Source organism: Ferruginibacter sp. (genome assembly GCF_049840995.1).
Taxonomy (GTDB): Bacteria; Bacteroidota; Bacteroidia; order Chitinophagales; family Chitinophagaceae; genus Ferruginibacter.
The window spans coordinates 1,366,542-1,392,325 of sequence record NZ_JASGIP010000003.1; the positions used below are offsets into that span (position 1 = coordinate 1,366,542).

Annotated in this window: 17 protein-coding genes; 3 read left to right on the top strand and 14 right to left on the bottom strand. The window is 41.6% G+C overall.

Annotated features, from left to right (window positions below):
- Positions 1–171: 171 nt before the first annotated feature.
- The gene (locus QM738_RS07705) at positions 172–1,887 is read left to right on the top strand and encodes a lamin tail domain-containing protein (protein WP_462276105.1); all 1,716 of its coding nucleotides are present in this window, start codon (positions 172–174) and stop codon (positions 1,885–1,887) included.
- Between the two features lie 4 nt (positions 1,888–1,891).
- Here QM738_RS07705 and QM738_RS07710 read toward each other — a convergent pair whose 3' ends face one another.
- The 5 genes from QM738_RS07710 to QM738_RS07730 all read right to left on the bottom strand — a co-directional run bounded on the left by QM738_RS07710 (position 1,892) and on the right by QM738_RS07730 (position 7,825).
- Positions 1,892–2,833: a peptidoglycan-binding protein gene (locus tag QM738_RS07710; RefSeq protein ID WP_462276106.1), complete on the bottom strand. Its 942-nt coding sequence runs from the start codon at positions 2,831–2,833 to the stop codon at positions 1,892–1,894.
- 41 nt (positions 2,834–2,874) lie between these two features.
- Entirely contained in the window at positions 2,875–4,095 is a 1,221-nt protein-coding gene (locus QM738_RS07715) for a hypothetical protein (protein WP_462276107.1), read from the bottom strand.
- A gap of 14 nt (positions 4,096–4,109) precedes the next feature.
- Positions 4,110–4,586, bottom strand: a complete 477-nt coding sequence (locus QM738_RS07720; RefSeq protein ID WP_462276108.1) for a hypothetical protein — start codon at positions 4,584–4,586, stop codon at positions 4,110–4,112.
- A 259-nt stretch (positions 4,587–4,845) separates the two neighbouring features.
- Positions 4,846–6,576 carry a sensor histidine kinase gene (locus QM738_RS07725; RefSeq protein WP_462276705.1) on the bottom strand — a complete coding sequence of 577 codons (1,731 nt, stop codon included), beginning with the start codon at positions 6,574–6,576 and terminating at the stop codon, positions 4,846–4,848.
- A 235-nt stretch (positions 6,577–6,811) separates the two neighbouring features.
- Entirely contained in the window at positions 6,812–7,825 is a 1,014-nt protein-coding gene (locus tag QM738_RS07730) for a ligand-binding sensor domain-containing protein (RefSeq protein ID WP_462276109.1), read from the bottom strand.
- Between the two features lie 12 nt (positions 7,826–7,837).
- On the opposite strand from QM738_RS07730, the gene QM738_RS07735 reads away from it, so the two are divergent.
- Positions 7,838–9,448 (top strand): hypothetical protein, encoded by a 1,611-nt coding sequence (locus QM738_RS07735; protein WP_462276110.1) that lies wholly within the window; start codon positions 7,838–7,840, stop codon positions 9,446–9,448.
- A 2-nt stretch (positions 9,449–9,450) separates the two neighbouring features.
- On the opposite strand, the gene QM738_RS07740 is transcribed toward QM738_RS07735, so the two are convergent.
- Positions 9,451–9,846 carry a hypothetical protein gene (locus QM738_RS07740; protein WP_462276111.1) on the bottom strand — a complete coding sequence of 132 codons (396 nt, stop codon included), beginning with the start codon at positions 9,844–9,846 and terminating at the stop codon, positions 9,451–9,453.
- A 185-nt stretch (positions 9,847–10,031) separates the two neighbouring features.
- On the opposite strand from QM738_RS07740, the gene QM738_RS07745 reads away from it, so the two are divergent.
- Positions 10,032–10,679, top strand: a complete 648-nt coding sequence (locus QM738_RS07745) for a response regulator (RefSeq protein ID WP_462276112.1) — start codon at positions 10,032–10,034, stop codon at positions 10,677–10,679.
- Positions 10,680–10,692: 13 nt separating this feature from the next.
- On the opposite strand, the gene QM738_RS07750 is transcribed toward QM738_RS07745, so the two are convergent.
- The 8 genes from QM738_RS07750 to QM738_RS07785 form a co-directional block, all read right to left on the bottom strand.
- Entirely contained in the window at positions 10,693–11,859 is a 1,167-nt protein-coding gene (locus tag QM738_RS07750; RefSeq protein WP_462276113.1) for a glycoside hydrolase family 53 protein, read from the bottom strand.
- 110 nt (positions 11,860–11,969) lie between these two features.
- Positions 11,970–13,757: a SusE domain-containing protein gene (locus QM738_RS07755; RefSeq protein ID WP_462276114.1), complete on the bottom strand. Its 1,788-nt coding sequence runs from the start codon at positions 13,755–13,757 to the stop codon at positions 11,970–11,972.
- A gap of 39 nt (positions 13,758–13,796) precedes the next feature.
- Positions 13,797–14,654, bottom strand: coding sequence for a SusE domain-containing protein (locus QM738_RS07760; RefSeq protein ID WP_462276115.1), 858 nt, complete (start codon positions 14,652–14,654; stop codon positions 13,797–13,799).
- A 24-nt stretch (positions 14,655–14,678) separates the two neighbouring features.
- Complete coding sequence (locus QM738_RS07765; RefSeq protein ID WP_462276116.1) at positions 14,679–16,280, bottom strand: RagB/SusD family nutrient uptake outer membrane protein; 1,602 nt, start codon at positions 16,278–16,280, stop codon at positions 14,679–14,681.
- Between the two features lie 24 nt (positions 16,281–16,304).
- Complete coding sequence (locus QM738_RS07770; protein WP_462276117.1) at positions 16,305–19,292, bottom strand: SusC/RagA family TonB-linked outer membrane protein; 2,988 nt, start codon at positions 19,290–19,292, stop codon at positions 16,305–16,307.
- 362 nt (positions 19,293–19,654) lie between these two features.
- Positions 19,655–20,395 carry an NUDIX hydrolase gene (locus QM738_RS07775; RefSeq protein WP_462276118.1) on the bottom strand — a complete coding sequence of 247 codons (741 nt, stop codon included), beginning with the start codon at positions 20,393–20,395 and terminating at the stop codon, positions 19,655–19,657.
- 30 nt (positions 20,396–20,425) lie between these two features.
- On the bottom strand, positions 20,426–24,049 hold the full coding sequence (locus tag QM738_RS07780) for an alpha-amylase family glycosyl hydrolase (RefSeq protein ID WP_462276119.1): 3,624 nt from the start codon (positions 24,047–24,049) through the stop codon (positions 20,426–20,428).
- A gap of 70 nt (positions 24,050–24,119) precedes the next feature.
- Positions 24,120–25,757, bottom strand: coding sequence for an amidohydrolase (locus QM738_RS07785; protein ID WP_462276120.1), 1,638 nt, complete (start codon positions 25,755–25,757; stop codon positions 24,120–24,122).
- Positions 25,758–25,784 lie beyond the last annotated feature (27 nt).

A 25,784-nucleotide genomic window follows, 5' to 3' on the forward strand; every position in this document is an offset into this window, starting at 1 on the left:
TTTATTGTTTGCATTTGTGACACAAAGTAAATGCAAACAATTAGTTTCTCCAAATTATTTATATTTACATTATGCAAACGATGCCGGAGCCGTAATCCCTGCCTGCCAGGCACTTGCAGTACCACCTTACTTCCTTTTGTAAAACATTTTATTCATTTTAAAAAGGAATGTATGCCTGGTAAGTACTATTTGCTGGTTGCTTTTATCATCAATTCTCTTTGTGCTGCTGCACAAACTGCCAACCGTTTTGATATTGTAATAGATGAGATAATGGCCGATCCTTCGCCGCAGGTGGGCCTGCCTAATAATGAATGGATCGAGTTGCGAAACACTTCCACCATCACTTTTAATTTACTGGGCTGGCGCATTGGCGATGCCACAGGCCAGAGTGGTACCATGCCTGCCTATAATTTAAAACCCGACAGCGTGGTGATCATTTGCACTGCCAGTGCAGCAACGGCCATGAGTGTTTATGGGCCCGTGATCACCGTTACCAGTTTTCCTTCGCTGGATAATACCGGCGACCAGCTGTATTTACGCAGTCCGCAAAACAAGATCATTCATGCGGTGAATTATACCGATGCCTGGTATGGCAATGAATTAAAGAAAGATGGTGGCTGGACCCTGGAAATGATCGATACAAAAAATCCCTGTACAGGTTTTAATAACTGGAAAGCAAGTATTGACCTTAACGGCGGCACACCGGGTAAAAAGAATTCGGCAGATGCTGCAAATGCAGATGTAAATGCACCGCAATTATTAAGAGCCTATGCAACTGACAGTGTAAATATTGTATTGGTATTTGACGAATCACTGGATAGTGCTAAAGCGGCGCTTGTAAATAATTACAGCATCAGCGATGGTATCGGAACGCCGCAATCAGCCATTACTACGGCGCCTGTATTTGATAAAGTGAGTTTGAAACTGAATACTGCACTCAGCAGGAACAAGGTTTATACAGTTACAGCATCGGCCATTACAGATTGTGCCGGCAATATAATTGCGGCAAATAATACGGCAAGGCTGGGTATCAGTGAAGTGGCAGACAGCGTGGACATTGTTGTAAATGAGATACTGTTCAATCCAAAAACTAACGGTACCGACTATGTGGAAATTTATAACCGCAGTAAAAAGATCATTGACCTGAAGCAATTGTTTATTGCCAACCGCAACAGTACAAATGTTATCAGTAACATCAAACAATTAAGTGCGGATAATTATTTATTCTTTCCGGGAGATTTTATGGTGATAACAGAAGACCCTGATATGATCAAGAGGGATTTTATTACACTCAACCGGGATGCTTTTGTTACAGTGCCCGCAATGCCATCTTATAATGATGATAAAGGCGATGTGATCATTTTAAATGCGCAAGGCAGTATTACAGATGAGCTGCAGTATGATGAGAAATGGCATTTTAAACTGATCGATAATGACGAAGGTGTTGCGCTGGAAAGGATAGATTACAATGCCCCCACACAGCAACAGGATAACTGGCACAGTGCCGCCAGCAGCGTGGGTTATGGCACACCCACTTATAAAAATTCGCAGTACAAGGTAAATGATGGCGTACAGGGCACGATCACGGTAACACCGGAAATTGTTTCGCCCGATAATGATGGGCTGGATGATTTTGCCACCATAAGTTATAATTTCCCTTCGCCGGGATATGTGGCATCCATCACCATTTTTGACGCAACCGGAAGAGTGGTGCGCTACCTGCAGCGCAATGCATTGTGTGGCACCAGTGGCCAGTACCGCTGGGATGGGTTGGGAGAGAAGGATCAAAAACTACCGGTTGGTATTTACATCATCTATACAGAGATATTTAACCTGCAGGGAAAGAAAAAGCAGTTTAAGCATACTATTGTACTGGCGAGAAGGTAACAGGTCAGATATCCGTTATACCCAGCGCCTGTAAGGTGATCGGGCCAACAATACCATCCACTTCCAGCGCCAGCTGCTGCTGAAATGTTTTTACCGATTTGAGTGTATTGCTGCCAAATACACCATCTTCATCTATTTTAGGTACAATGCCTTTTGCATTCAATGCCTGCTGCACTAATAAAACTGCTGTGCCACTGTCGCCCTTACGCAGGTATGAGCCGGTACTGAATTTTTTACCTGGTACTTTGGGCAGGCTGTGTTCCTCTGCTATGGCACCTGCAACTTCCGGACTAACGATGCCGGTTACCTGTAATTTATTTTTTTGCTGAAATTCTTTTACTGCAGCTTCAGTATCAGTACCAAAAATACCATTCACCCGGATGTTGTAATTGAGATCAAATAACATTTTCTGCAAGCTGGCCACATCACTGCCGGAATCGCCCTTTTGTAATAGATCATCCGTAAAAGGTACCGCAACGCCACCCAACACTTTTGGTGTTACAAAAGCTTTTACCAGCGAGCGTTTTCTTTCCCGCATCATTACCTTACCACCATCGCTGTCGTTGCCTTTCTCGGTATTGCCTTCCCATGCCTGCAGTATGGTTTTTTCGGCATCCATCCATTTTACAAAAATGCCGGTATGGTCACAAACACCATCGCCGCCCCAGTCGTACAAAACAATATCGCCGGGTTGCGGATCTTTTACAAAGCAGCCATTGCGCTTCCAGAAATTATACCCCGACTGGCAGGATTGATAACCATTGGCAGTGTCCACACGTTCCAGGTGATGACCGGCCTGGTCGTACACCCAGCTTACAAAAATGGCGCACCACTTTACACCATCCAGCCCATACCACTTGCCGTATTTTGTTTTATTGGAATTAGGCGGAGATTCCACCACGCCGTTTTGCGAAGCGGCTGTATCGATGATTGACTGGCGTGACATAACTTTTTATTGTATAGGTTTAAAAGTTAAAGACTGCTTGCCTATGAATCTTTCTTGAATAAATTACCCAATGCTGTAAAATTTGCTTTTATGTTGAGAAAGCCAAATACATTGCCCGTTTTGGGATCGTATTTTACTTCGAGTGGTATCCAGATATCGTTGATGACCCGGATACGCATGACGGTATTGAGTGTAAGGCTGTCCCTTCTTTCTTTTGCGTAAAGGCTGCTGAAATTATGATAGTAACTGCCACTGAGCTTTAATTCAAAGTAAGAGCGATCGCTGTTTTTATCCCTGATGACCCAGTTAACACCCGGTTCAAAACTAAAGAGTACCCTTTTTAAATTTTTTGCAGAACGGAGGGTATCTGTTAAAAAATTGCAGGCGGCTTTTAAATTCAGTTCTACATTATTGGCACCGGGTCTGGGCTCAAATATCCCTTTGGATAGCTCGCTGTTGATGACAACATTGGAAAAGAAGAATTGCTTTTGATAAGTGGTATCGTTGATACTGACCGTCCACAACAAACATTTTTTGATCGCATTTTTAAGACTGTCGTAAATTTTAAGATCATTACTCTTGAGGCTGGTGGCCGGATTTTCTGTGAGTAGTTTTTGTATTTGTACCAGTTTATTTTTTGCAGCAAGGCTTAACACCATTTGCTGAAAATTCTTGCCCAGGTCTTTAAAGGCAATTTTCTGGTTAAAGAAAATAGATACGGTATCCCTGAAATTAGATAGTTGATCAAAGTCTGCATCTGTTTGCGCACTGGCTTTGAATATCTTTTGTGCAGAATCCATCAATGCCTTGTTCAGTATTTCCCTTTCATCGGCAAAGCCGGCAATCTGTAATCTTGTAAAAAGCAGGTTGGAAGTTGTCGGATCCCTTTCGTCAATGATGGAATATTTAATACTGGAAGAAAAACCATTGAAACGATAAGAAGTATCCAGCTTTAAACCAAAACCAAAATTGAGTTTTCTCCAGGGTCTGTATTTAGTATAGTATTTATCAAGATTTAAATTGGGATTGCTCTTCAACATTACTGCAAACGGGTTGGAATTAAAATTCAGTTCTTTCTTTTGACCGATCAGGTTATCAAAAGCCAGCTGGAAAAAACTGGTCAACACATCTTTGGTGTTACCGCTTACTAAAGAGTCTGCAGTAAATATCGTAGCTGCCGGAGCTTTGGTCTGCGCAATGCTACTGAGCATAGCCATGCTTAATAACAGGGTAAAGCATATCTTTTGTAGTTTGTATTTCATGGTACTGTTTTTAATTACCTGATCAAAAAATTATCATCAAAATTTCCCGGTGTAAAATTCATTTGAGCGGGATTGGCGTTGATATCAATTGTGATAGTGGTGCTGCCAAGGCTGGTGCCGTCAATGCTGATACTATCTCCACGACTAAGACCGGTGAAAGTGATCGTATCACTTTGCGTGATCGTTTTTGATTGATTGCCAAAACTGGCAGTAAGCTTGCTTTTACCAATAGCAACAGAAGTAAATGAAACGGTTAAGTTGGCGGTCTTTGTAGCAGCCACGGGGGCTACTGCAGCCACTGCAGCATTCCCTGTTAAGGCCTTGGGTGGAGGCGCAGCTACAGGCGCAGGAGCCTGCTTCTTCTTTTTTCCAATGGCTTTGATTTGTTTGGCCATCGTAGCATGTATTGCATCCTGTAAAGTTTTGCGTTGGTCATCGGTGAGATTAAAATTGCCCAGGTTAATAACCAGCTGGTTGTCTTTTACTGCCATAAAATATTTTTATTGCCTACTCTTGATTCCGTTTTCGGCTGACCGGGTTTGTTGAAATAATGAATTGCAATAATTATTGCGGGAGTTTTGCCAGTTGCAGATAATTGGGTGTAGATCTTTCAACGGAGTGGAATGTAAAACAAGTTGTTGACAGCAGCCATAAGCATCATTTGGTGCTTTGGTAAAATTGAGAAAAAATATGCTGAAATACAATAGTAAAATAACGGAAAAAACAACAGGGGTAAATACGGTAGTAAGCCTATGCAGGCATTATGTTGACTGTGGTTCCTTTACCCGTTGCAGAATCCAGTGACACTGTATATTTGATCTGGCTGGCCCTGTATTGCATATTCTTCAACCCGTAACCTTTTTTTACAGATCCGATATCAAAACCTTTTCCGTCGTCTTTTATAGTTACCTGTATTTTTTTGGCAGCAGGAGTTATATTTACACTTATTACAGTTGCGCCGGAATATTTGATACTGTTATTGACGGCTTCTTTGCATATTAAAAACAGGTTACGCTTTTCTTCCTTGGTAAGTTGCCGGTTACTAACTTCACTATCTGCTTTTATGATCGCTTCTATATTGCTGGCCGCTGCAACAGGTATTGCAAATTGTTTCAACCTTGTAACCAGCTCGTCTACTGTATCCAAAGAATCGTCCAGCACCCATATCATATCCCGCAGGCTCATCGTTGCTTCCGTTAAATTATCTTTTACCTGCTGCAGGCTTTCTTCCTGCTTTACACCACTGATGGCAAGATTGGTAAATACCTTTACACTGTTGAGCGTGCTGCCGAGGTCATCATGCAGATCCGTAGCAATGTTCTTTCTTATCTGGTGTTGTTTTTTTATCTGCGCAATGCGGTAACGATACAATGCGTACAGGATGGCAGCAATGGACAATGCTACTAACAGGTAAAACCACCAGGTTTGGTACCATTTGGGAAGGAAGATCAAAATGAGTTCTTTTGGTTCGCTCCATACGCCATCTTCGTTGGCGGCTTTTACCTGGAGGTGGTAAGTGCCGGGGGAGAGGCCGATAAGAGTAATGAAGTTTTGAGTGGAGAGGTTAATCCAGTCATAGGATCGTTCAAGTATCCGGTATGAATATGTTGTACGATTAGGGTTGTTATAATTAAGGGCTGAAAATGATACGGTAGTTTGTAGAATGTAATTTGCAATAGCAAATGATTTAAAATTCAGATTGGCTGTATCCATTTTGCCGCTGGAAGTCTCTAAGGATATTTTATCGAGATATAAAATAGGCATCTGTTTATTGATAGAAAATAAACCAGGGTTAATAATAGTAAATCCCTTTAACCCCCCTGCATATATCAGGCTGTCTTTTATTACTGCAGCTACCTCTTCAAAAGCGTTAGAATGTAGCCCATCGGTTTCGTAATAATTTTTAAAACTATGAGTTGTAAGATCAAAAACAGAGAGGCCATTATTAGTCGTTATTATTAAATTGTTACTAAAATGAAATACCTGATAAACGCCATCATCACTAAGTCCACTCTTTGTACTGAAAACTTGTTTAATATTTAGTGATGAATCCAATTGTATTATACCATTGCTATAGGAAGCGATCCAATAATACCCATTGGCTTCGCATATATCAAAGAAAAATGTATAAGCTGTTTTATCAAGATCATTTTTTAGTGTAATAAATTTCGTTTTAGTGAAATTGCTATTTATAATTGTTATTACTTTGTCAGACAGAATCCATAAGTTCCTTCTCTCATCCAAGTAAATATTATTTACAATATTTGATGCAAGTTTAATACTGCTTGTATCTTTATTGATTGAAGAGACTTTATGCGTTTTATAATTCCATAATAATATCCCAACCTCATTCTCAGAACCGAGAATTACGAGTGAATCTCCAAGGAAAATATGACTATTGGTCGGATTTCTACCTAAAGAGATAAATTCAGGGTAAAACTTCGAAATGGAATTTATTTTCCCGCCATCATATACAAACATGCCATCAGACCTTGATACATTTATCCTGCTGAATGGATCTTTATAAACATGATGATAAGTATTAACCTGATCTTTAATAGTAGTTTTTTTATTTGACCCTTCGACTTCTCCCAAACCGTTTAGTAAGCCAATTAAAATCTTGTCGTTTTCGACAGGCAAAATGCTTCTGACATGCTCAAGCTTATTGTAACTTGATTCATCAAAATAATAAGAAGTAAATAACGAAGGCCCGTCTTTAAAAAAACTGACTCCCTGCTCGGAACCTAGCCATACAATATTGTCGGTATAGTCTGTATATATATAATGAACGGAACTCAACCAATTTCCCTCTGAACCGCTTGTAGTTTCCTTTATAGTAGTGTATTTTGAAAGAATTGTTATCAAAAGCATACAGGTTACTTTGCGCAGACACAAGGACTACTTTATTTTTTGTTCTGCCTATTGCCTCTACTGACTCTGTATTTATTTTGTCAAAACCATCGCAAGGGTTGTTAATGACTGTGCAATTATAATTTTCGTCGAATTTTATTTTACGCAAACCTTGGCTTGTTGCCAATAATATCTCATTAGGGGAGTTAAATAGAAAGTCGTTGAACCTGAAATTTCCGGTTTTTAAAATGTCATTTAAATCTGTAAGGGTAATTTCCTTAATTATTTTTTTAGAATCAGCTTTATATACAACGATTCCGTAACCACAATAAAAAACCCAAATATTATTGTGACTGTCTTCAAACATTTTACCTACTTCAAAGGAAGTTGAATTTTTGGTATTATTTACGGGAGGCTTAATATCTTCTTCAAACTTTCCAGTAGAAATATCATAGATTTTAACACCGGTAAAAGTGCCTATCCATATTTTTTGCTTTTGCAAGAGCATTGTAAGGCTCCAGCCTTCCGGGTCATTGTACGGAATAACAATGTTGTCAATAACATTTCCGGTGAGTAAACTTATGCTATTAATATTGCCTTGGGTAGGGATTATCCAGAGTTTTTCATGAACTGAATCTTCGATGATCTCTCTTATATCAGCTCCGTTTATTTGGTGCTTTGCTTCTGAATTGTGAGTATATTTTATGAAACTGTTGCCATCAAATTTATTAATGCCATCTTGGGTTGCCACCCATAAAAAACCTCTATGATCTTTGAAAATTTTTTTTATATTGTAACTACTCAAGCCCTGCTGCTGTGCGTATTTGGTAAATGATTTAAACTCTGATTTTTGACCATAAGCATTTGTAGTTAAAACCAAACCAACAAAAATATGGAAAATGTACCTGTACAAATTAATGGAAAATGGGTGATTGTTTATCTAATATACGCTGATTTTGTTAATGAAGAAACCCAACAATCAAAATCTGTAATTAATGTCGAACTTCTTCAAACATTGGATAGTCTGTGCGAAGATATCCTTAAAAGCAAGTTATTCGAAAACCGTATTTCCGTTTACGCAATTTTCAGTACACTAAATTATAAAAAAAACAGTAAGGGAGTTAGCAGCACCTTCCTTTTTCAAATTAAGGAGGGAGTAAATAATAAAAATGTGATCCTGTGCCAGGAATTTGAGTCAGTAAAAAAAACTGAAAAAGAGATTACAATTAGTAAAGTTGAAGATCTTGGTAAAATATTTAAAGAAATTAACGAAAGGGAAAAAAATACAGAGTATAAGATATTGCTAAATACTTTTGATCATGGATCTGTGTTTGGTATATTTAAGAACAACCAAACAAAAATTGAAAAAATGATTGAATGGAGTACGGTTGTAAATGAAAGCTACTGTTTCTATCTTAAGGAATTTGCAAAGGCGGTTCAAGCGGTGATTAAGAATAATGCCAAAGAAGGGACGATGGAATTTTCAGATATAAGAGAACTGGTGAATAGTAAAAAGGAATTCAGGTTGCAGGGAAATAAATTATATGAATTTCCTGTTGAGGACAAAAAAAGTGGGATAAATATAACAAAGCTTCTAATGCAAATGTCATTAGAAAATGGCGTTGAGTATAAAGTAGAACTACTCTCAAACAAGGAATTAGCCGAATCGATTAAAATGGGATTCGAGACAAAAAAAATTGATGTAGTCGTAATGATGAATTGCTGGATGATGAATATTGATACAATGTGTTGGTTGAAGGATTCCGTAGATATTTTAATCGCACCTCAAACCGGCATAGAATTCCCTGCATATAATTATAAATCAATAATGGAATGCTTCTATGATAGTGCTAAAAAAGGGGAAGTTTTATTACCTGAATCACTCACGGACAGTATTATTGATACCATAAAAGATGAGACGGGCAAAAGAGCTGCTACGAGAGAAGCTATTGGAAGATGGGCGATTTTTGCGGTAAAATTAAGTAGTGAAGATAAATTATCACGGTCGACTTTGATTGATCTGCTTGTTGAAAAAATAAATGAGTTTGCAGGTTATCTTTTGACAGTAATTACAACTACTGAAAAAGATGCTCTTAAAAGAAAGAACCTGATTGAGTTTTGTACACGCTTGGCTTATAACTTTGATGTTGAAGCAGGATATCAGCAATATGATCTATTGCATGTACTTTCTAATATTGGAAAATTTCATGACGGACTTTTATTCGATAGATTAAAGATGTCTGAATTTGAAAGAGACTTATCAAATTATATTCAAGCTATCACCCTTAGAAGTCATAAGGGTGATAGATGGAATAATAATCAAATTTATAATAACTGCAACGTTACACCTACAGCACTTAGTATTTATTGGCCTGTTTCTGCTTTTCGCAAGTCTGATATTTTTTCTGATATTATTCTACAGGAAATTGACCAATCTTCTAGTGCAGGATTTTTCAATGCTTGCAAAAACTGGCTTTTGCTAATGGATGAAGTGGTTAGATGAAATCAAACACCACTTCTTACTTTAATCCCTGAACTTTTTATATCTCTTGTTTGAAAATTGAGATAAACTACGTCAATTGCTCCATGCGTAACTACCTGGAAATTTAAATCTATAGGAGTATTTGGGTCGATTAAATTTGCTGTTCCTGTATTGGGAAAGGCGCCGTAAATTTTTGTTGTGTCAGCATTGTGTGGATTAATTGGACTTCCTGAAGTGTTATTATCATCTTTGGAAAAAGACGCATCCAATTCTAGGTCAAAATCAACATCAGTAATAGTAAATGCAACGGTATAAGTATTACCGCTTTTATGTGTAATAGTTGCAGAACACTTTCCGGAACAACTTTTCGGATTGCTGGTAATAAGCGCTAGGTTATTTGCAGGAATTTGATTTCCCATAAATTTAAAATTTTATCAGGTTAAAAAATATTTGCTTCAGTAATTATAAAACATGTATTCCATAAATCCAAGCCTTTCCTCACAAAACCAAAACTAATGGACACTGCAAAATACCGCTCCCGTCTTTTCACCTTATTTTTTCCGGTAAATTCACTATTTTCATCCAGAATTCTTAAACCTTAACCATGCCTTCCATTGTACTCGTAGATGATCACTCCCTCCTCCGCATGGGGCTTGCCCAGTTGCTGGAAAGCATTGGCTATACGGTAGTTTTTGAAGCAGATGATGGCCAGGAATTCATTGAAAAATTAAATGGGGCGACTTTACCCGATGTGGTATTGATGGATATAAATATGCCGGTAATGGACGGGTTCCAGGCTACACAATGGCTTAAAACAAATCACCCGGATATCAAAGTGCTTGCACTGAGTATGTACGACAATGAGAATTCTATTATACGCATGCTGAAATGCGGCGCCAAAGGCTATATTTTAAAAGACAGTGAACCGGCGGAGCTGAAAGCAGCTATTGATGCATTAATGGCAAAGGGTTATTATTACAGCGACCTGGTAAGCGGTAAGCTCATCCACGCCATTAACAAAATTGATGATGAAGGAAGCGACGTCAATATCATCAGCAACCTGAATGAACGGGAAACCGACTTTTTAAAATACGCCTGCACCGAACTGACCTATAAAGAAATTGCCGATAAAATGTTTGTAAGCCCCCGCACCATTGATGGCTACAGGGATGCGCTGTTTGAAAAACTACAATTAAAAACAAGGGTGGGTTTAGTAATGTATGCTATTAAAAATGGTATCGTTACTTTGTAAAAGGGTTTAAAATTTATACGCCCAGGTCATATAATCTATTGCCGGTAAAGTATTGCCACCAAAATCGAATAAGCACATATTTTCCCAACTGCTGCCGGTACCCCAAAGATATTTTTAATGAAGAGGTGATCCATGCAGGCTCCCAATACATCACACCACTGCCACCACCATTGATCACTGCCTGTGTAAGCTCTTTCATATAAGCCAATTGACCTTCCTGCGTAATAGGATAACCTGCCACCATAGAACTGGCATCGATCAAATTATTATAACTGTCTGCACCTGCTGTGGTAAAAGCATAACCCGTTTCCACCAGCATTACTTTTTTTCCATAAGTGGTTTTAAGGCTTTTGATATTGGCGGTAATATCCGCCATTGCATTAATGGTGCCCCATTTGCTGTAATGCGAAAGACCAATGATATCAAAATCTGTAACACCGCCATTGGTAATAACCTTGCTGCACCAGAAAGCAGCATTTTGTAATTGCGCCACGTGTAAAATTATTTGTGGCTTTATAGTGGAGGTAGTTGAAAAATCACGTACTGCCTTGATACCACTTTTTAATAAGGTGCAAAAAGCAGTGAAGTCGCTGCCCGAAGTTTTGCCAACCGGCCACAACATACCGCTATTGGTTTCATTGCCCACCTGTATCATTTCAGGCACCAGGTTCTTTGTTTTTAAATAATTCAACACGGCCATTGTGTAGTTGTAAACAGAATCTTTTAAAACACTTAAACTCAAACCCGCCCATGCCGCCGGTATAGATTGATGATCCGGGTCGGCCCAGGTATCAGAATAATGTATATCCAGGTTCACTGCCATGCCTGCAGCTTTTGCCCGTTGAATTGTTTTTTCTACATCATACAGGTCGCTGTACATTTTACCGCCGTTCAATGCTTTCATCCAATCAGGATTATGCCATAAGCGAACCCTTACCGTGTTATTGCCATGATTTTTAAAGATCACGAACGGATCTTTAACCACACCGGAATCTTTGTAAACACCACCATAATCCTGCACTTCATTCACATACGAAAGGTCGGAGCCCATTACGAAAGTATTGTAATTATAAAATACTTTGGCAGGCGGCGCAGGGTTAGCAGCAGGGTTATTTTTTTTACTGCACGAACAACAAAAACCACCTATCAGCAGGCAGGAAAGAAGCAATCCTTTAAACATAAAATGTTATTTAAATTACGGATGTTGAATTTACAACTGTTTGCAATAATTCTTTTAATAAAAAGGGCCGGTATTGCGCCGGCCCTTATGATAATTTATATAACCATCCATTAATTGATCTTCATGGTTTGGTTATTTTCATTCAATGTAATGGTATAAGTACCAGCTGTGGCAGGCGTTTTAAAATTGTCGCCGCCTTCCCATTTGATCTTTTTATCTACACCGGTAGCCTGGCTTTGACCGCTGTTATCTTCATAATCAAAAGCACCCCATGCATTGCCTGCTAAGAATTTAATATCCTTACCGGCTTTTAAAGTAATGGTGATGGTCCAGATGCCATTACCGGTATAGGTCATTTGAGGAGATGTAGGAGGATCCCAATCGTTCACACCAGCCTGGTTGATACCATCACCTACCACCCTCATTTCAGTAGCAGGGCTGATGAAGTATTTGATATTGTTCACATCACGGCCATCCCAGATCACCCTTTTGCGGGAAGTGGCATCCGTGATATTCGGGAAGTTGGCACCGTTCACTTCCATCGTGCTGCCATCGCCGCCGGTTGATCCATAGCTTCTTGTTTCATCCACTGCATTGCTGCCGTTATTCCAGCTATCGTTATCGATCAGTTTCCAGGCATCGTTTGCAACAAAACTGTTGATGCCTACAAAAAGATTGGTGGCAGGAGCGCCCATTGCATAAGTAGGGAATACGCCCGGCGGATTCCAGCCTGCACCGGTAGCGCCACCTACAAAGCCCATTCTTCCTGCACGGATATCATATTTTAAAGTAGTGCGGTTAACAGATATCCTGTACACACCCGCAGTGGTAACTTTTAAATTATTCGGGCTGTTCTGTACCAGGTTACCCCCGGTACCACCATAGTTAACATCCCAGGTGCGGCCGGTGGTAACTTTAAATTCGGTATTGGCAGGTAAATAAATGTAGATATAATACATATCGTTGAAAACGCTGGAACGCAGGTCACGGATCAGTTCCGGAGCGCTGCCCGGATCCCAGTCGCTGCCATTGCCTGTAGCGGCCTGGTAGCTGCCCGGCAGGTACATTCTTAAAATAGGCACATAGCTTTGAATGGTAACTGTAACCACGTTGGAGTAAGCAATTGCACCCAATGGTGTTACTGCTTTAACGCGGTATTCCACTTTACCGGTATTACCCCCGGGGATACCCGAAGTTAATGCAGTGGTGTTCATTTCGCCCTGTGTAAGGCCCTTGGTTAAAATAGATTTGCCTACCGCAATTTCCAATGGCGCCACAAAATTCTTACCGGCCGAATCGTATTGCAAAGAGTAAGTAACTGAATCTGCAAAACCTTTAAAAGAAGCGGTCCAGCTGAAAGTATTGGATGGCTGTGATGCATTGGCCAGCGTAACCGTAACAGCACTATTGGCAGTTACCAGTACAGAAGGATCAGCAAAAGGCGTTACCGTTAATTTCAGTACATTGGAAATGTATCTTTCATTGTTATTGTTGTAAGAAGACATTAAACGTACATCGATGGTTTGCGCCACATTCAGTTTAAAGCCCAGTGTCAGTAGATAGGCATTCAGCTCACGACCGGTTAAAGAAGTGCTTAAATTACCTATCACGATCCTGGTACCTTCTTTTGCAAAATTCCTCCCGGTAGTATCTATCTCCAGTATGTATTTGGTGGTAGCTGAATCGTTGGAGTAGTGAGGATTGGTCCAGGAAAAATTCACCACTGCTTTATTGCTGTCTGCAAGCAGGGGAGCCACCGTGGTGGTAGAACTGCTCAGTACAGGAGAAACGCCCAGTTGATAAACAGGCAAAGGATCCATCTTGTCTAATTTATCGCAGCCGCTGATCACTAAGATCATTCCCATCAGTACCGGCAAAAGTTTTAAAATATATTTCATATAGACTTATTTGTTTTGATAAAAGTATTGGTGCTGTATTTATATTTTGGTTACAGTGAATTTGCCTGTTTTAAAATTCAGAACAATCTTATAATTGCCCGAAGCGCTTGGGCCAGGGAAATTATCTCCATAGTTGTAACCAAAAGGCCCGCCGTCTGATGTAACATCAGCCTTTTTAACCGCATATTTGTTGGCCCAAGAACCATTATCAGGGATCACTAAATATTCTTTACCACCGATCAAAGGAATGGTTATTTCAAAAGTGGTGGAACTTGTTTTAGTGAACTGCTGTGATACTGTACCAACCGGCAAATTTGGCGGAGCCGGTACAGGATTGTCCCATCCATGTGCATCACCACCTGGTGTGGCGCTGCCGATCAGGTACAGGTTACCAACACCAGTAACAGGCAATGGTACGGCAACATCAAGATAAGGCGTAACTACGATCTTCACTACATTGGAATAAAGCGGAACTGCACCATTGCCCAGTGTAGACCTGATCCTGAATTCAAAATTATGCGGCATATTTTCTGCCCAGCTGGCAAACAGGTTATTGTAATCACCTACTGTAAGTGTAACAGACAGGTCTTTAGAGATCACCATCTCTTTTAAATTGGCGCTTTTAAAATTGGCGCCGGTGGTGTCTACCTGTAACGTGTACACTACATCCTGCGAGCTGATACCGGTAGTGAACTGGTAATTAGGATTGGTCCAGGTAAATGTAATGGCCGTTTTTAATTTATCGGCAATATTAAGCACCGTGGCGCTGGTAGAAGAAGCGGTCAGTACCGGCGCTGTACCACCTAAGTACTGCACTTCGGCAATTTGCTTTTTGCAGGCAGAGAATAAGATCACCGCTACTAAAACAACGCTTATATTTTTTATCATTTTTTTCATTTCAAACAATTTTAAATAGTATGATTAATAGCCTGTAGTTTGTACCAGGGATGGGTTTGCAGAAAGATCATCTGAAGGCAGCGGGTACAGGTTATACTTGCTGTCCACAGCAGTACCGGATGCCACACCACCTTTCCATGCCCACAGGTAAGCGCCGGTAGTGAACTGACCAAAACGGATCAGGTCGGTACGGCGATGGCCTTCCCACATCAACTCACGGCCTCTTTCAGCAATGATATAAGGCAGCGTAAGTGTTGGATAATTCGCTGCATTGGCATCAGATGGCCTTGCCCTTACTGCGAGTTGTTTTAAGTAACCTAAAGCAGTTGCGTTTGAACCACCGGTTCCACCTCTTAATACGGCTTCAGCATAGATCAAATAAATTTCAGCCAAACGGAACAAAGGCATATCGATGCTGGAGAATGTTTTACCATTATCAATATTAGGAGCGATAACACCCGCCCTTGTTTTATTCCTGAACTTGGTAGAAGAATAACCATCAGTAGCAACATCCAGCAACTGCGTCATGATCTTGCTTTGTCCGCTGGTCCAGAACTGGCCACGGATATCTGCAGGATCGAACATATCCACAAACTGCTGTGTGATCCTGATACAACCCCAGGTACCGCTGCACCCGGTAGTGTCGCCGGTAACGCCTGCAGGGCCATGGATCAAAAACGTAGTGCCACCATAAGTTTGCGTAGCAATACCATCATAAGGAGCTGTCCAGATAAATTCATCTGTATTTAAATGATTATCTGCCAGCATCAGTTCTTTATACACAGGGTGCAGCGTGTAGCCGGCACCGATAACTTTGTTACAATAAGTAAGCGCATCCGTATACCTTGCAGCGCCGGTATATACTTCGGCATTCAGGTAAAGGCGGGCCAGTAACGACCATGCAGCAGCCTGGTCAACCCTGCCATATTCATTGGCTTTAGGTGCAGGCAAAGTGTTGGCAAGATCTTTCAGTTCGCTTTCGATATAATTGAACAGCGCCGGACGGCCCACCTGTTTTGGAAAAGTTTTAGAACCAATAGGAACAGAATCTGTAACCAATGGAGGATTACCAAACAGATCCATTAATAACCAGTAATGATACGCTCTTAAAAAACGGGCTTCATCTTTATACACTTTAATATCAGCCGCATCTTTACCACTGATACCACGTTCTGCAACTTTTGAATCAGCAGACTCCGTGATAAAATTATTTGCCAGCGTGATAGCATAGTAAGACCTGTAATAACTACATTTTACAGAAAAGTTCACCGAGGTCCAGTTCATCTGGTGAATACCGATCGGGTCGGTATTACCATGATAGGTCCAGCCGGCTTCATCCGTACTCAGGCATTCCAGGTACCAGAGGTTACGGAAAAAATCGGAGTTACCGGCATCGCTGATGATCTCCGCAGGAAGATCGCCGCTGCCGGCGCCCTGGCTGCCCGTAGTAAGCATTACGCCATATACTTTGGCCAAAGCCTGTTTGTAACCTAATGGGGTTGCAAAAACTTTATCGTTCGTAAGATCGTTGGTAGGCGAAAGATTTAGTTTATCCTTACAGCCGGCCAGTACTGTAAAAGCCAGTACCGGAACGATCAATAGTGATTTAAAAGAATTATATTTCATACAATTATTTTTCAGTTTTATTAATTAAAAATCAAGGTTGGCGCCAATAGAAATGATCCTTGGACGTGGGTAAAGATTCTTATCAATACCGCCGTTCACTTCCGGATCCAGTCCTTTGTACTTAGTGATCACAAAAACATTCTGCGCAGTAGCGCTCAGCCTTAATGAATACCTGCTTTTTGCCAGCATACCAAAGTTGTAACCAAATGCAAGGTTGTCCATCCTTAAAAAGGAAGCATTTTCCAGGTAATAATCACTGAAACCCTGTATGTCGGTTTTACCGGTAAACTGTGTTTCCAGGTAATTTACAGAACCGTTGTGGATGGTATAAGCATCCAGTATCTGGGTGGATTTACCCAGGTTGCTGTAAATATTGTTGTATACATAATTGTTGAAGCTGGACCTTAACACAAATGAAGCAGTCCATTTTTTATAAGAGAAATTAGAACTGAAACCAAAGTACAGGTTAGCATCCGGTGCCTTGCCCAGGTATTTATCTTTTTCATTGATGATACCATCACGGTTCACATCTTCAAACAAACCTTCAATTGGTTTGCCATTGATATCATACACCTGGTGGTATAATTCAAAAGTGTTTTTTGCATAACCTACCTGGCTATATTGTATAGGACCGTTAACACCATCAGCACCACCGCCCGGAGCACCTACATAATTCGCATCTTTTGGCACAATGGTTAAATTAGTAATGGTGTTTTTATTATAAGTGGCGTTAAAGTTGGCATCCCAGGTAAATGTTTTGTTTCTTACAGCCGCAACATTGATGTTGAATTCCACCCCTTTGTTATCCATATTACCAACGTTAGCGAGTATATACGCAGAGAAGTTGGTACCAGCAGGTTGCGAAACTTTATTCAGCAGATCCTTGGTCCTCTTCAGGTAAAAATCAACACTACCGGTGATCTTGTTATTCAGGAAACCATAATCCAGTCCAACGTTGTAACCGGTGGTTTCTTCCCATTTACGGTTAGGATAAAACCCTGCCGGTGCATAAGTGTAATAATAGCTGTTACCAAACTGCGTGAGTGAATTAGAGCCACTTAAGCTGTAATAAGCCAGGTAGCTGTAATTGTCAATACCATCCTGCTGGCCGGTAACGCCATAGCCTAAACGCAGTCTCATTTCAGAGATCGTTTTGCTGTTGGTTAAAAAAGCTTCGTTCTTCAATTTCCATGATAAGGCAACAGAAGGGAAGTTGGCATATTTATAAGACGGGCCAAAGCGGGAAGAACCATCACGCCTGAAAGTGGCCGTTAAATAGTATTTGTCGCTTAAAGAATAGTTCAGCCTTCCAAAAACGCCGATCAAAGTATTTTCTGGTTTGTTGAAAGGGAAAGTAGGGTTGGTGGTACCTGCAATAGTATCGCCCTTTGCATTGTAGCCACGATAGTTGTAATAAGTAGCCAGGTAATTGTTATAGGTATAACCGGCTGTAACATCTATCCTGCTATGGATAGAAGGAAACTCCCTTACATAATTAAGATAGAAATCAACCACGGTATTTTGTTTGGTGGATTTGCTGGAACTTTTAGAACCACCGATACCTGGTTTACCGATCACATAAGCCTGTGCTGCACTATCATTCACAAAATAAGTACCGGTGCTTTTGCTTACATCATAAGCAAGGTTAAGGTTTGCACGCAATCCTTTTACATAAGGAATGCTGTAATCAAATTGTATATTACCAATACTTCTTTTAGGAGATTGCTCGTCAAAAGTTTCTTTTAACATACCCACCGGGTTATTCGGACGGTTCAATATCAGGTCGCCGTTCGATTCCAGCCATTCGTAGTAACCATTGTAACGGGGGCTGTTGGAGCGGATATTTTGTGTTGGATCAAAACTAACCGCACCACCAATAGCGCCCTGGTTAGCAAACCTTGTTTTTTCAAGCGCTCCTTTCAGGTTGATATCCACCTTTAAGGTATTATGAAAGAAAGTAGGATTCAATACCAGTGCAAGTGATGTTTTTTGTAAATGATCTGTCTGTAAAATACCATTCAGGTAAGAGTAACCCAGCGATACACGGTAAGGCAGTTTTTTGATACCACCGCTGAAGCTGAGATTATTATCAGTTGATACTGCTGTATGATAGATCGCATCCTGCCAGTCGGTGTTTGCGGTACCAACCTGGCTTTTTTGCTTGGCATTGCCGAGCTGTGCAACAATGGCCCTTACCTGGTCGCCATTCAGTACATCCACTTCACCGGTTCTGCTGGCAAAAGAAGTAACAGTGCTTAAGTTCATTTTTAAACCACCGGATTTTCCTTTTTTAGTGGTGATGATGATTACACCGTTGGCAGCCCTTGTACCGTAGATAGCTGCAGCGGATGCATCTTTCAACACGGTAAAAGTTTCAATATCGTTCGGATTGATAAAACTTAAAGGGTTGCTGGCGCCATTGATACCATCGTTATCCAGCGGCACACCATCGATCACGATCAGAGGATTGTTACTGGCATTCAAGGAAGAACCGCCACGTATACGGATGGTACTTCCAGAACCAGGCTGGCCACCATTGGAAACAATAGAAACACCCGGTACCTTACCTGCCAGCATTTGCTCAGGTGTGGTGATACTTCCTTTTTGAAAATCTTTTGCACCTACCACATTCACTACACCGGTAAGATCTTTTTTACGGGTGGTACCATATCCCACCACAACAATTTCGTTCAACTGCTGGTTGGTCTGCACCAGGGAAATAGCAATGGATGACCTGCTGTTAACAGGCATCTCTATTCTTGCAAAGCCTACAGAAGAAAAGATCAATGTGGCATTGGCAGGTGCATTAATAGAAAAACTGCCATCGGCACCAGTTCTTGTGGCGGTTGCAGTTCCTTTAACAGTTACGGTTACACCGGGTAATGGCGAACCGTCTTTGCTGTCCGTTACTTTACCAGTAACGGCGGTTTGTGCCCACGCTGCCACTGACAGAATCAGTAATGCAAACGTTTGCAAAAAAACACGGAAAAATAGTTGGATGTTTTTTTTCATACACGCAAACTTTATCGTTTTTAAAATTTAAGAAGCAATTGCAGATGTGTAAAAAGTACACAAACAAGTATGTGTAAATTTTACGCAAAGTAAGGCTTTATTTTAGATAACAAACATTTTGTTAAATATTTTTTTGAGCCGTTTTTTGCCGGGTAAAACTTACAGGGAAAGTATAAAAGGCAGTACTAAAAAGCAAAACGCTGCATCAATGCAACAGGAGTTTAGTTAACAGGCATTAGTATTTTAATATTGATAATCAATAGATTGAGTGTAAATAACTGTCTTTTGTAAAAAAATGCCCGGCTGGTAAACGGCCGGGCTATAATAAAATCATTTTTACAACAAAGGGTTAAACAGCAGTACTAAAAATCGATCCCCACCCATTTTTTCTTTTTCTTTTCATACTTCTCATAATTGAACTTATAGAGCTTGCCGGGGCGGTGCGGTACGTCCTGTTCCATTTCGTCAATATCAATTAAAAAATCCATGGAGAAGAATTTTTTGCGGAAGTTCCTGCGGTCCATCTTGGTATCCAGTATGGCTTCGTATAAATTCTGCAGATCACGTAATGAGAATTTTTTAGGCAGCAGGTTAAAGCCCAGCGGATGCTCCTGTATCCTTTTTTGCAAGCGCCTGTAGCAGGTGTCAAATATCTGCTGGTGATCAAAAGCCAGGTCGGTAACATTTTTTATATCATGCCAGTGCAGCTCGTTGTCCAGTATGTTCAGCTTATGATGCTGCACATTAATAAGCGAACAGTAAGTAACCGTTACCACCCTGCCGGCCGGGTGACGGTTAACAGCGCCAAATGTATGCACCTGCTCCAGGTATACATCACTCAGGCCCGTACGTTGTTTTAAAATACGGTAAGCGGCAGCGTCCAGGTCTTCGGTAGGTAATACCAGGTCGCCCAGCAGCGACCATTTGCCCAGGTATTTTTTCAGATCGCTTCGTATCAATAATACTTTCAGTTTATTTTCATCAAATCCAAAGATCACGCAATCAACAGAGAGGGCAATCTTGTTGCTGCTCTCCACTTCGGTTTTAATGCCTAAAAGGGTTTTAATATTTTTTACCTTATCGGTATTGAGTTCGGTTGACATAAGTTAATAAGGTTTAAAAGTAAATCAATTTTATTGCTTTAAGAACTGGGTATAAAAGGTCTTGCCGTTTTGCTCGATCCTTAAAAAGTATACGCCGGTTATCAAAGCCTTGAACTGGTAGGTAACTGGTATCATATATTGCCCCCTTGCCAATGGCGCATTGCACAGGGTTTGCAAAGACTGGCCCAGCACGGTCATCAATGTAATGACGGTATTACCATTGCCCGGAACGATATAATCGATCACCGCATTACCAACCACAGGGTCAGGTGTTATCCTGATACCCAGTCCATCCTTCATTCGGGTAATGGTACTGTTGCGGGAAATAGTGGCAAACTGTGCAGTTGTATAAGTGCTTACAGGAGTGGCGGAGCAATTAGCACTCACCCTCCAGTCGTACGAAGTAGCAGCTGCAAGATTAGGAATGCTAACCGTGCCTGTAGTAACGGCACTGGCCACATTTATCCAGGTAGTGGAATTAGTTGGTTTATAATCTACAGAATAATAATTACCCGCTGTTGCATTCCACGTCAATACCACCGAATTAGATCCGGCAGCAGCAGCTAAACCTGTTGGTGCAGCCGGTGCCGGCGTAACCACCACGCTGATATTGGCACGGGGGCTTTCGCCACAATTATTCTTCTGGCTTACATAATAATTAAATGTGCCACCTGCTGTAGTAGAAGGCGTAGGTGCAGTGTTGCTGCCCGTACCACCACTTGCAACGGTATACCATGTTAAGTTACTGCCGGTAGCGGTAAGTACTGCTGCTGTTGAATTCTGGCAATAAGTAAGCGGACTGGTAACAGTAGGTGCTCCCAGTGTGGCGGTAACGTTAACAGTAACGGGAAGGCGTACACTCTCGCAGCCAACTGTTTGTGTTACATAATAAGTAACAGTACCCGCAGTAGCCGTAGAAGGTGTAGGCGCTGTACTGCTGCCGGTACCGCCGGTAGCAGCGGTATACCATAGCAGTGCCGTGCCGGTTGCTGTTAACGGCGTTGCAGTTGCATTCTGACAATAATTTATAGGGCTGGTGGCTGTGGGCGCCAGTGTGGCGCAAGCCGGTACGCTTACATAAATATGATATTCGCCGGGCTGCAGCGTAATGCTTTGCGCAGCAGCAGCCAGGTTAAAATTGCTGCCGGTAGCGCCATTTAATGCGGTACCGGTTCCATTGCTGATATAATTGGTCCAGTCGCCGGTAGATTGAAAAGTTACCGATTTGGTTTGTGACACCACATCGAGGTTTACCACCACCGTTACTTTTTTACCACCGATATTCGGGTCGGCTATCTGGAATACTTTTACCAAACCACTGCTGAGATCGTAGGTAAAGCTGGTATTATTGAATATACCGGTATTGGCTAAACGCAGTTGTATAATACTCTTATAAACATCGTACAGGTGTTTGCGGTTGGGATCATCCATATATTCCCAGTGCGGCGGCTTATTGGCCACATTGGAACCGCCGAAAGTAAGCGGTATATCATAACCCCTTTCTTCAAACTGCCAGATCATTTTAGGACCGGGCACGGTAAAGAATACAGCCGCAGCCGCTTCTTCCCTTGCCAGCGCAGTTGATAAAGTTTTAACATTGTAGGAGCCGGAAGAGTTGCCGTTGTTGATGTTTTTATACATGGTGCGTTCTTCATCATGACTTTCCATATAGCCCACTTCGGCAGGATTGTTATAAGCTTTTTTAGGATCACTGTACACAATCGGTGCAATATCGGCACCGGTGGTATAGCCCATGGTGCATTGGTTATACGCATAGTTGTTATTGCCCCAAAGCATAAAACCTTTGGCTGCATATTCCTGTTCTTCCTGGCAAGGTAAAGTACCCAGGAATTCGAGGATCATGTACGTATTGGGGTGGTTAAGAATGGTACCATCGTAATAACGGTTAAGGTTAGCCACCCTTGTGGCATCGTAATTTTCTACCGTGGTGGTATTGGTGGGGGTTTGTGTAAAACCTTTGGCAAGGTCAAAACGGAAACCATCCACTTTATATTCATCCAGCCAGTGATTGAGCGCACGCTGCACTAAATATTGTGTTGCTGTAGAAGTGTGATTGAAATCGTTGAACACGCTGTATGGATGCGGTGCCGTTACATTCAGCCAGGGATTGTTATTGGCAGGCTGGTTGGTACTGCTGTTCCAGTACATTTTTGCCTGTGGTGCATTATTATCACATTGATTATATACCACGTCGAGTAACACGGCAATGCCGCTCAGGTGACATTTATCAATAAATTCTTTCAGTTTATTTTTTGTACCATAATATTTATCAGGCGCAAAGTAGAAAGTAGGATTGTAACCCCAGCTTTCGTTGCCTGTAAATTCATTGATGGGCATCAGTTCAATAGCGTTGATACCTAAATTTTTAAAATACTGCAAAGAGTCTATCAGCGACTGGTAACTGTGCTGAGCGGTAAAATCTCTTATGAGTAATTCATAGATCATCAGGTTCTTTTTATCGGGCCTGCTGAAGTTGGTTACCTGCCAGTTATACGCAGGCTCCGCAGTTTGCAGTATACTAACAATGCCGGTGGTAAGCCCTGTCGGGTAGGGCTTAAGGTTAGGATAGGTAACATTGCTGATAAAAGGATCGTTATCCGGATCCAGTACTTTTTGCGCATAAGGATCGGCTACTTTAATACTGTTATCTATCAGGTATTGGTAAGCATATTCGGTACCTGGTGTAAGGCCGGTAAGTGTGATCCAGAAATAATTACCATCTGCAGTTTTATTCATCTGGTAACTGCAATTGACCGACCAGCTGGTAAAATCGCCTACCACCACCACAGAGTTTTTACCGGGTGCATACAATACCAGCGTAGCCGAAGTATTGTTGGCCGCATAATTAATACCTTCCTGCATACCTGCAGGTACGGGGGCCACTGTTGTGGAAGGTGCTATATAAAATTCAAAAGAATCTTTTTTGATACCGGAACCATTATCACCTTCCAGCACTACTTTTTGATTGCAGGCGGTAGTAATAGTGGGATTGGCAGAAATAGTGGTGGCAGCAGCTGCTGTACCAATGCTGTTGCCGTTCAATTTTAACGTTAATGCCGAGTTTGCAGATGCCACACCGGTGATATTGATATTACCACCCACCGCCACACTGATCGGTTCCACCCAGGGAATATAGCGGGGTTCAAAAGGCGGGAGATTGAGGCGCACTGCGTATTCCGAACTGCCATACACCGGCAGGTACATATCACTGTTATCAGAGTTTACCTGCTTTAAAGAACCCGAAGCATTGCGGAAGATAACGGTTACTTTAAGAATGGTTTCGCCGGCAGGTACGCCAAAAAAGCTGCGGATATTATTTATCGTGTACTGGTACTTGTTACCTCCGAGTGGTGTAGCATGCGCCGCAGGGTCGGCCGTGCCCCAGGTAAATTTTACATATTTCCAGTCAGATGGGCCGGTACTTAAGTTAGTGATCACTCCCACATGCACATACACATTACTGGAGTTGCCGCTTTCAAAATTATAGAGGCCCTGGTTGCCTTTGGAGCAATCCACCGTAATACTCAGGTTAGAATTATCTACAGGAAATTCGGGAGTCCAGCTCAACAGGCGTTGAGCATTAGCCGCAGTTGCTACACAAAACAGCACCAGCGCAAGCAGGTATTTCTTCATAAACAAGCAAATTTGAATTAATGTGTAAAACTAACACATTAATTCAAATTGCAAAATAATTCTTGCGGGCCTATTTTTTAAACACCAGTTTTCCGTTGATATAAGTTTGATTAACAACGGCTTTTAAAATATCTTTTGCTTCGCATTGCATTAGGTCGGTGTCCACTATTATAAAATCGGCGGCCTTGCCTTTTTCCAGGCTGCCTTTTTCCTTCTCTTCAAAAGCTGCTTTGGCTGCCCAGATGGTCATTCCCCGCAGGGTATTTTCCCTGCTCAGTGCATTCTCCACCTGGAAACCGCCATCGGGAAAGCCTTTACTGTCCTGCCTTGCAACGGCTGCAAAAAATGTTTTAAAAGGAGAGATATCTTCCACCGGGAAGTCGGTGCCCAATGGCATCCACCCATTCTGGCGCAGCAATTCTTCGTAAGCATAAGCATGTTTTATTCTTACAGGTCCCAGCCTTTTATCGGCCCAGTACATATCGCTGGTGGCATGGGTGGGTTGTACAGAAGGGATGATATTATAATTACCAAACAGGGTAATATCGGCAGAATCCACCACCTGCGCATGTTCAATACGCCAGCGTTTATCATTCTTTCCTTTCAGCGCTGCTGCATATATTTTCAATATTTCCCTGTTGCCGCTGTCGCCAATGGCATGGGTGCACATCTGGAATTTGGTATTGGCCAGTTTTGCTGCTACCTCTCTGAAATGTTTAGGATCGCTGAGTAAAAATCCTTTCCAGCCCGGTTTATCCGTATAGTCCTGCAGCAGGCAGGCGCCACGGCTGCCCAAAGCGCCATCGCCATACAGTTTAAAGCCGCCCACATTCAGCAGGTCGGTTTTATAAATGCCCTTTGCTATCCATTTATCGTAGTATTGAGCACTATCGGTAAGCATGGCATATATCTTCATTTTTAAATGTCCTGCTTTTTGTTCGGCATCCACCAGGTCTACCGTATGCTCGCTGATACCACAGTCATGCACACCCGTAAGTCCTAAAGCAAAACAGGTCATCTGTGCTTCGCTTAAATATTTTTTTGCCAGCGAATCGCTGATCGGGGGAATCACATTTTCCACCAGGTCCATCGCATTATCAATTAAAATACCGGTGGGCTTTCCATTCTTTAACTCCACACTGCCGCCGGTGATAGTGGTGGCAGCAGTAATAGCAGCAAGGTCCAGCGCTTTTTGATTGGCAAGCGCAGCATGGCCATCAATGCGTTTTAAAAATACCGGCCTGTCCGGGAACAATGTATCCAGTTTTTCTTTGGAAGGGAATTCCTTTATCTCCCAGTCGTTCTGGTCCCAGCCACGGCCATACAACCATTGCATGGGGGCTGTTTTACTATAGGCTGTTATTTTGGCAACGATCTCATCAAATGAACTGGTGCCTACCAGGTCGCACTTCCACAGGTCGGTGGCATAGCCGGTAAAATGACAATGAGCATCAATAAAACCCGGGAAGATCGTTTTACCCCCGGCGTTCAGTTCTTCTTCTCCTTCATATTCTTTCAGTATATCGTCATTAGTGCCAACGGCAATGATCTTACCATCCCTGATGGCCATAGCTTCGGCAACAGAAAAATCAGCATCTGCCGTATAGATCTTTGCATGATGTACTACAAGGGATATTTTTTGACGGAACTTACAGGAAAAAAAAGTGGTGGCTACCACTGCATACACGAGCAGTTTTTTCAATGGCATAAAAAGTTTTTTCAAAATTACTAAAAC

Excerpts from the sequence above, each read along its gene's own strand:
- QM738_RS07705 (WP_462276105.1), top strand. The coding sequence starts at position 172 with ATGCCTGGTAAGTACTATTTGCTGGTTGCTTTTATCATCAATTCTCTT.
- QM738_RS07710 (WP_462276106.1), bottom strand. The coding sequence starts at position 2,833 with ATGTCACGCCAGTCAATCATCGATACAGCCGCTTCGCAAAACGGCGTG.
- QM738_RS07715 (WP_462276107.1), bottom strand. The coding sequence starts at position 4,095 with ATGAAATACAAACTACAAAAGATATGCTTTACCCTGTTATTAAGCATG.
- QM738_RS07720 (WP_462276108.1), bottom strand. The coding sequence starts at position 4,586 with ATGGCAGTAAAAGACAACCAGCTGGTTATTAACCTGGGCAATTTTAAT.
- QM738_RS07725 (WP_462276705.1), bottom strand. The coding sequence starts at position 6,576 with ATGTTTGTATATGATGGCGGGAAAATAAATTCCATTTCGAAGTTTTAC.
- QM738_RS07735 (WP_462276110.1), top strand. The coding sequence starts at position 7,838 with ATGGAAAATGTACCTGTACAAATTAATGGAAAATGGGTGATTGTTTAT.
- QM738_RS07740 (WP_462276111.1), bottom strand. The coding sequence starts at position 9,846 with ATGGGAAATCAAATTCCTGCAAATAACCTAGCGCTTATTACCAGCAAT.
- QM738_RS07745 (WP_462276112.1), top strand. The coding sequence starts at position 10,032 with ATGCCTTCCATTGTACTCGTAGATGATCACTCCCTCCTCCGCATGGGG.
- QM738_RS07750 (WP_462276113.1), bottom strand. The coding sequence starts at position 11,859 with ATGTTTAAAGGATTGCTTCTTTCCTGCCTGCTGATAGGTGGTTTTTGT.
- QM738_RS07755 (WP_462276114.1), bottom strand. The coding sequence starts at position 13,757 with ATGAAATATATTTTAAAACTTTTGCCGGTACTGATGGGAATGATCTTA.
- QM738_RS07760 (WP_462276115.1), bottom strand. The coding sequence starts at position 14,654 with ATGAAAAAAATGATAAAAAATATAAGCGTTGTTTTAGTAGCGGTGATC.
- QM738_RS07765 (WP_462276116.1), bottom strand. The coding sequence starts at position 16,280 with ATGAAATATAATTCTTTTAAATCACTATTGATCGTTCCGGTACTGGCT.
- QM738_RS07770 (WP_462276117.1), bottom strand. The coding sequence starts at position 19,292 with ATGAAAAAAAACATCCAACTATTTTTCCGTGTTTTTTTGCAAACGTTT.
- QM738_RS07775 (WP_462276118.1), bottom strand. The coding sequence starts at position 20,395 with ATGTCAACCGAACTCAATACCGATAAGGTAAAAAATATTAAAACCCTT.
- QM738_RS07780 (WP_462276119.1), bottom strand. The coding sequence starts at position 24,049 with ATGAAGAAATACCTGCTTGCGCTGGTGCTGTTTTGTGTAGCAACTGCG.
- QM738_RS07785 (WP_462276120.1), bottom strand. The coding sequence starts at position 25,757 with ATGCCATTGAAAAAACTGCTCGTGTATGCAGTGGTAGCCACCACTTTT.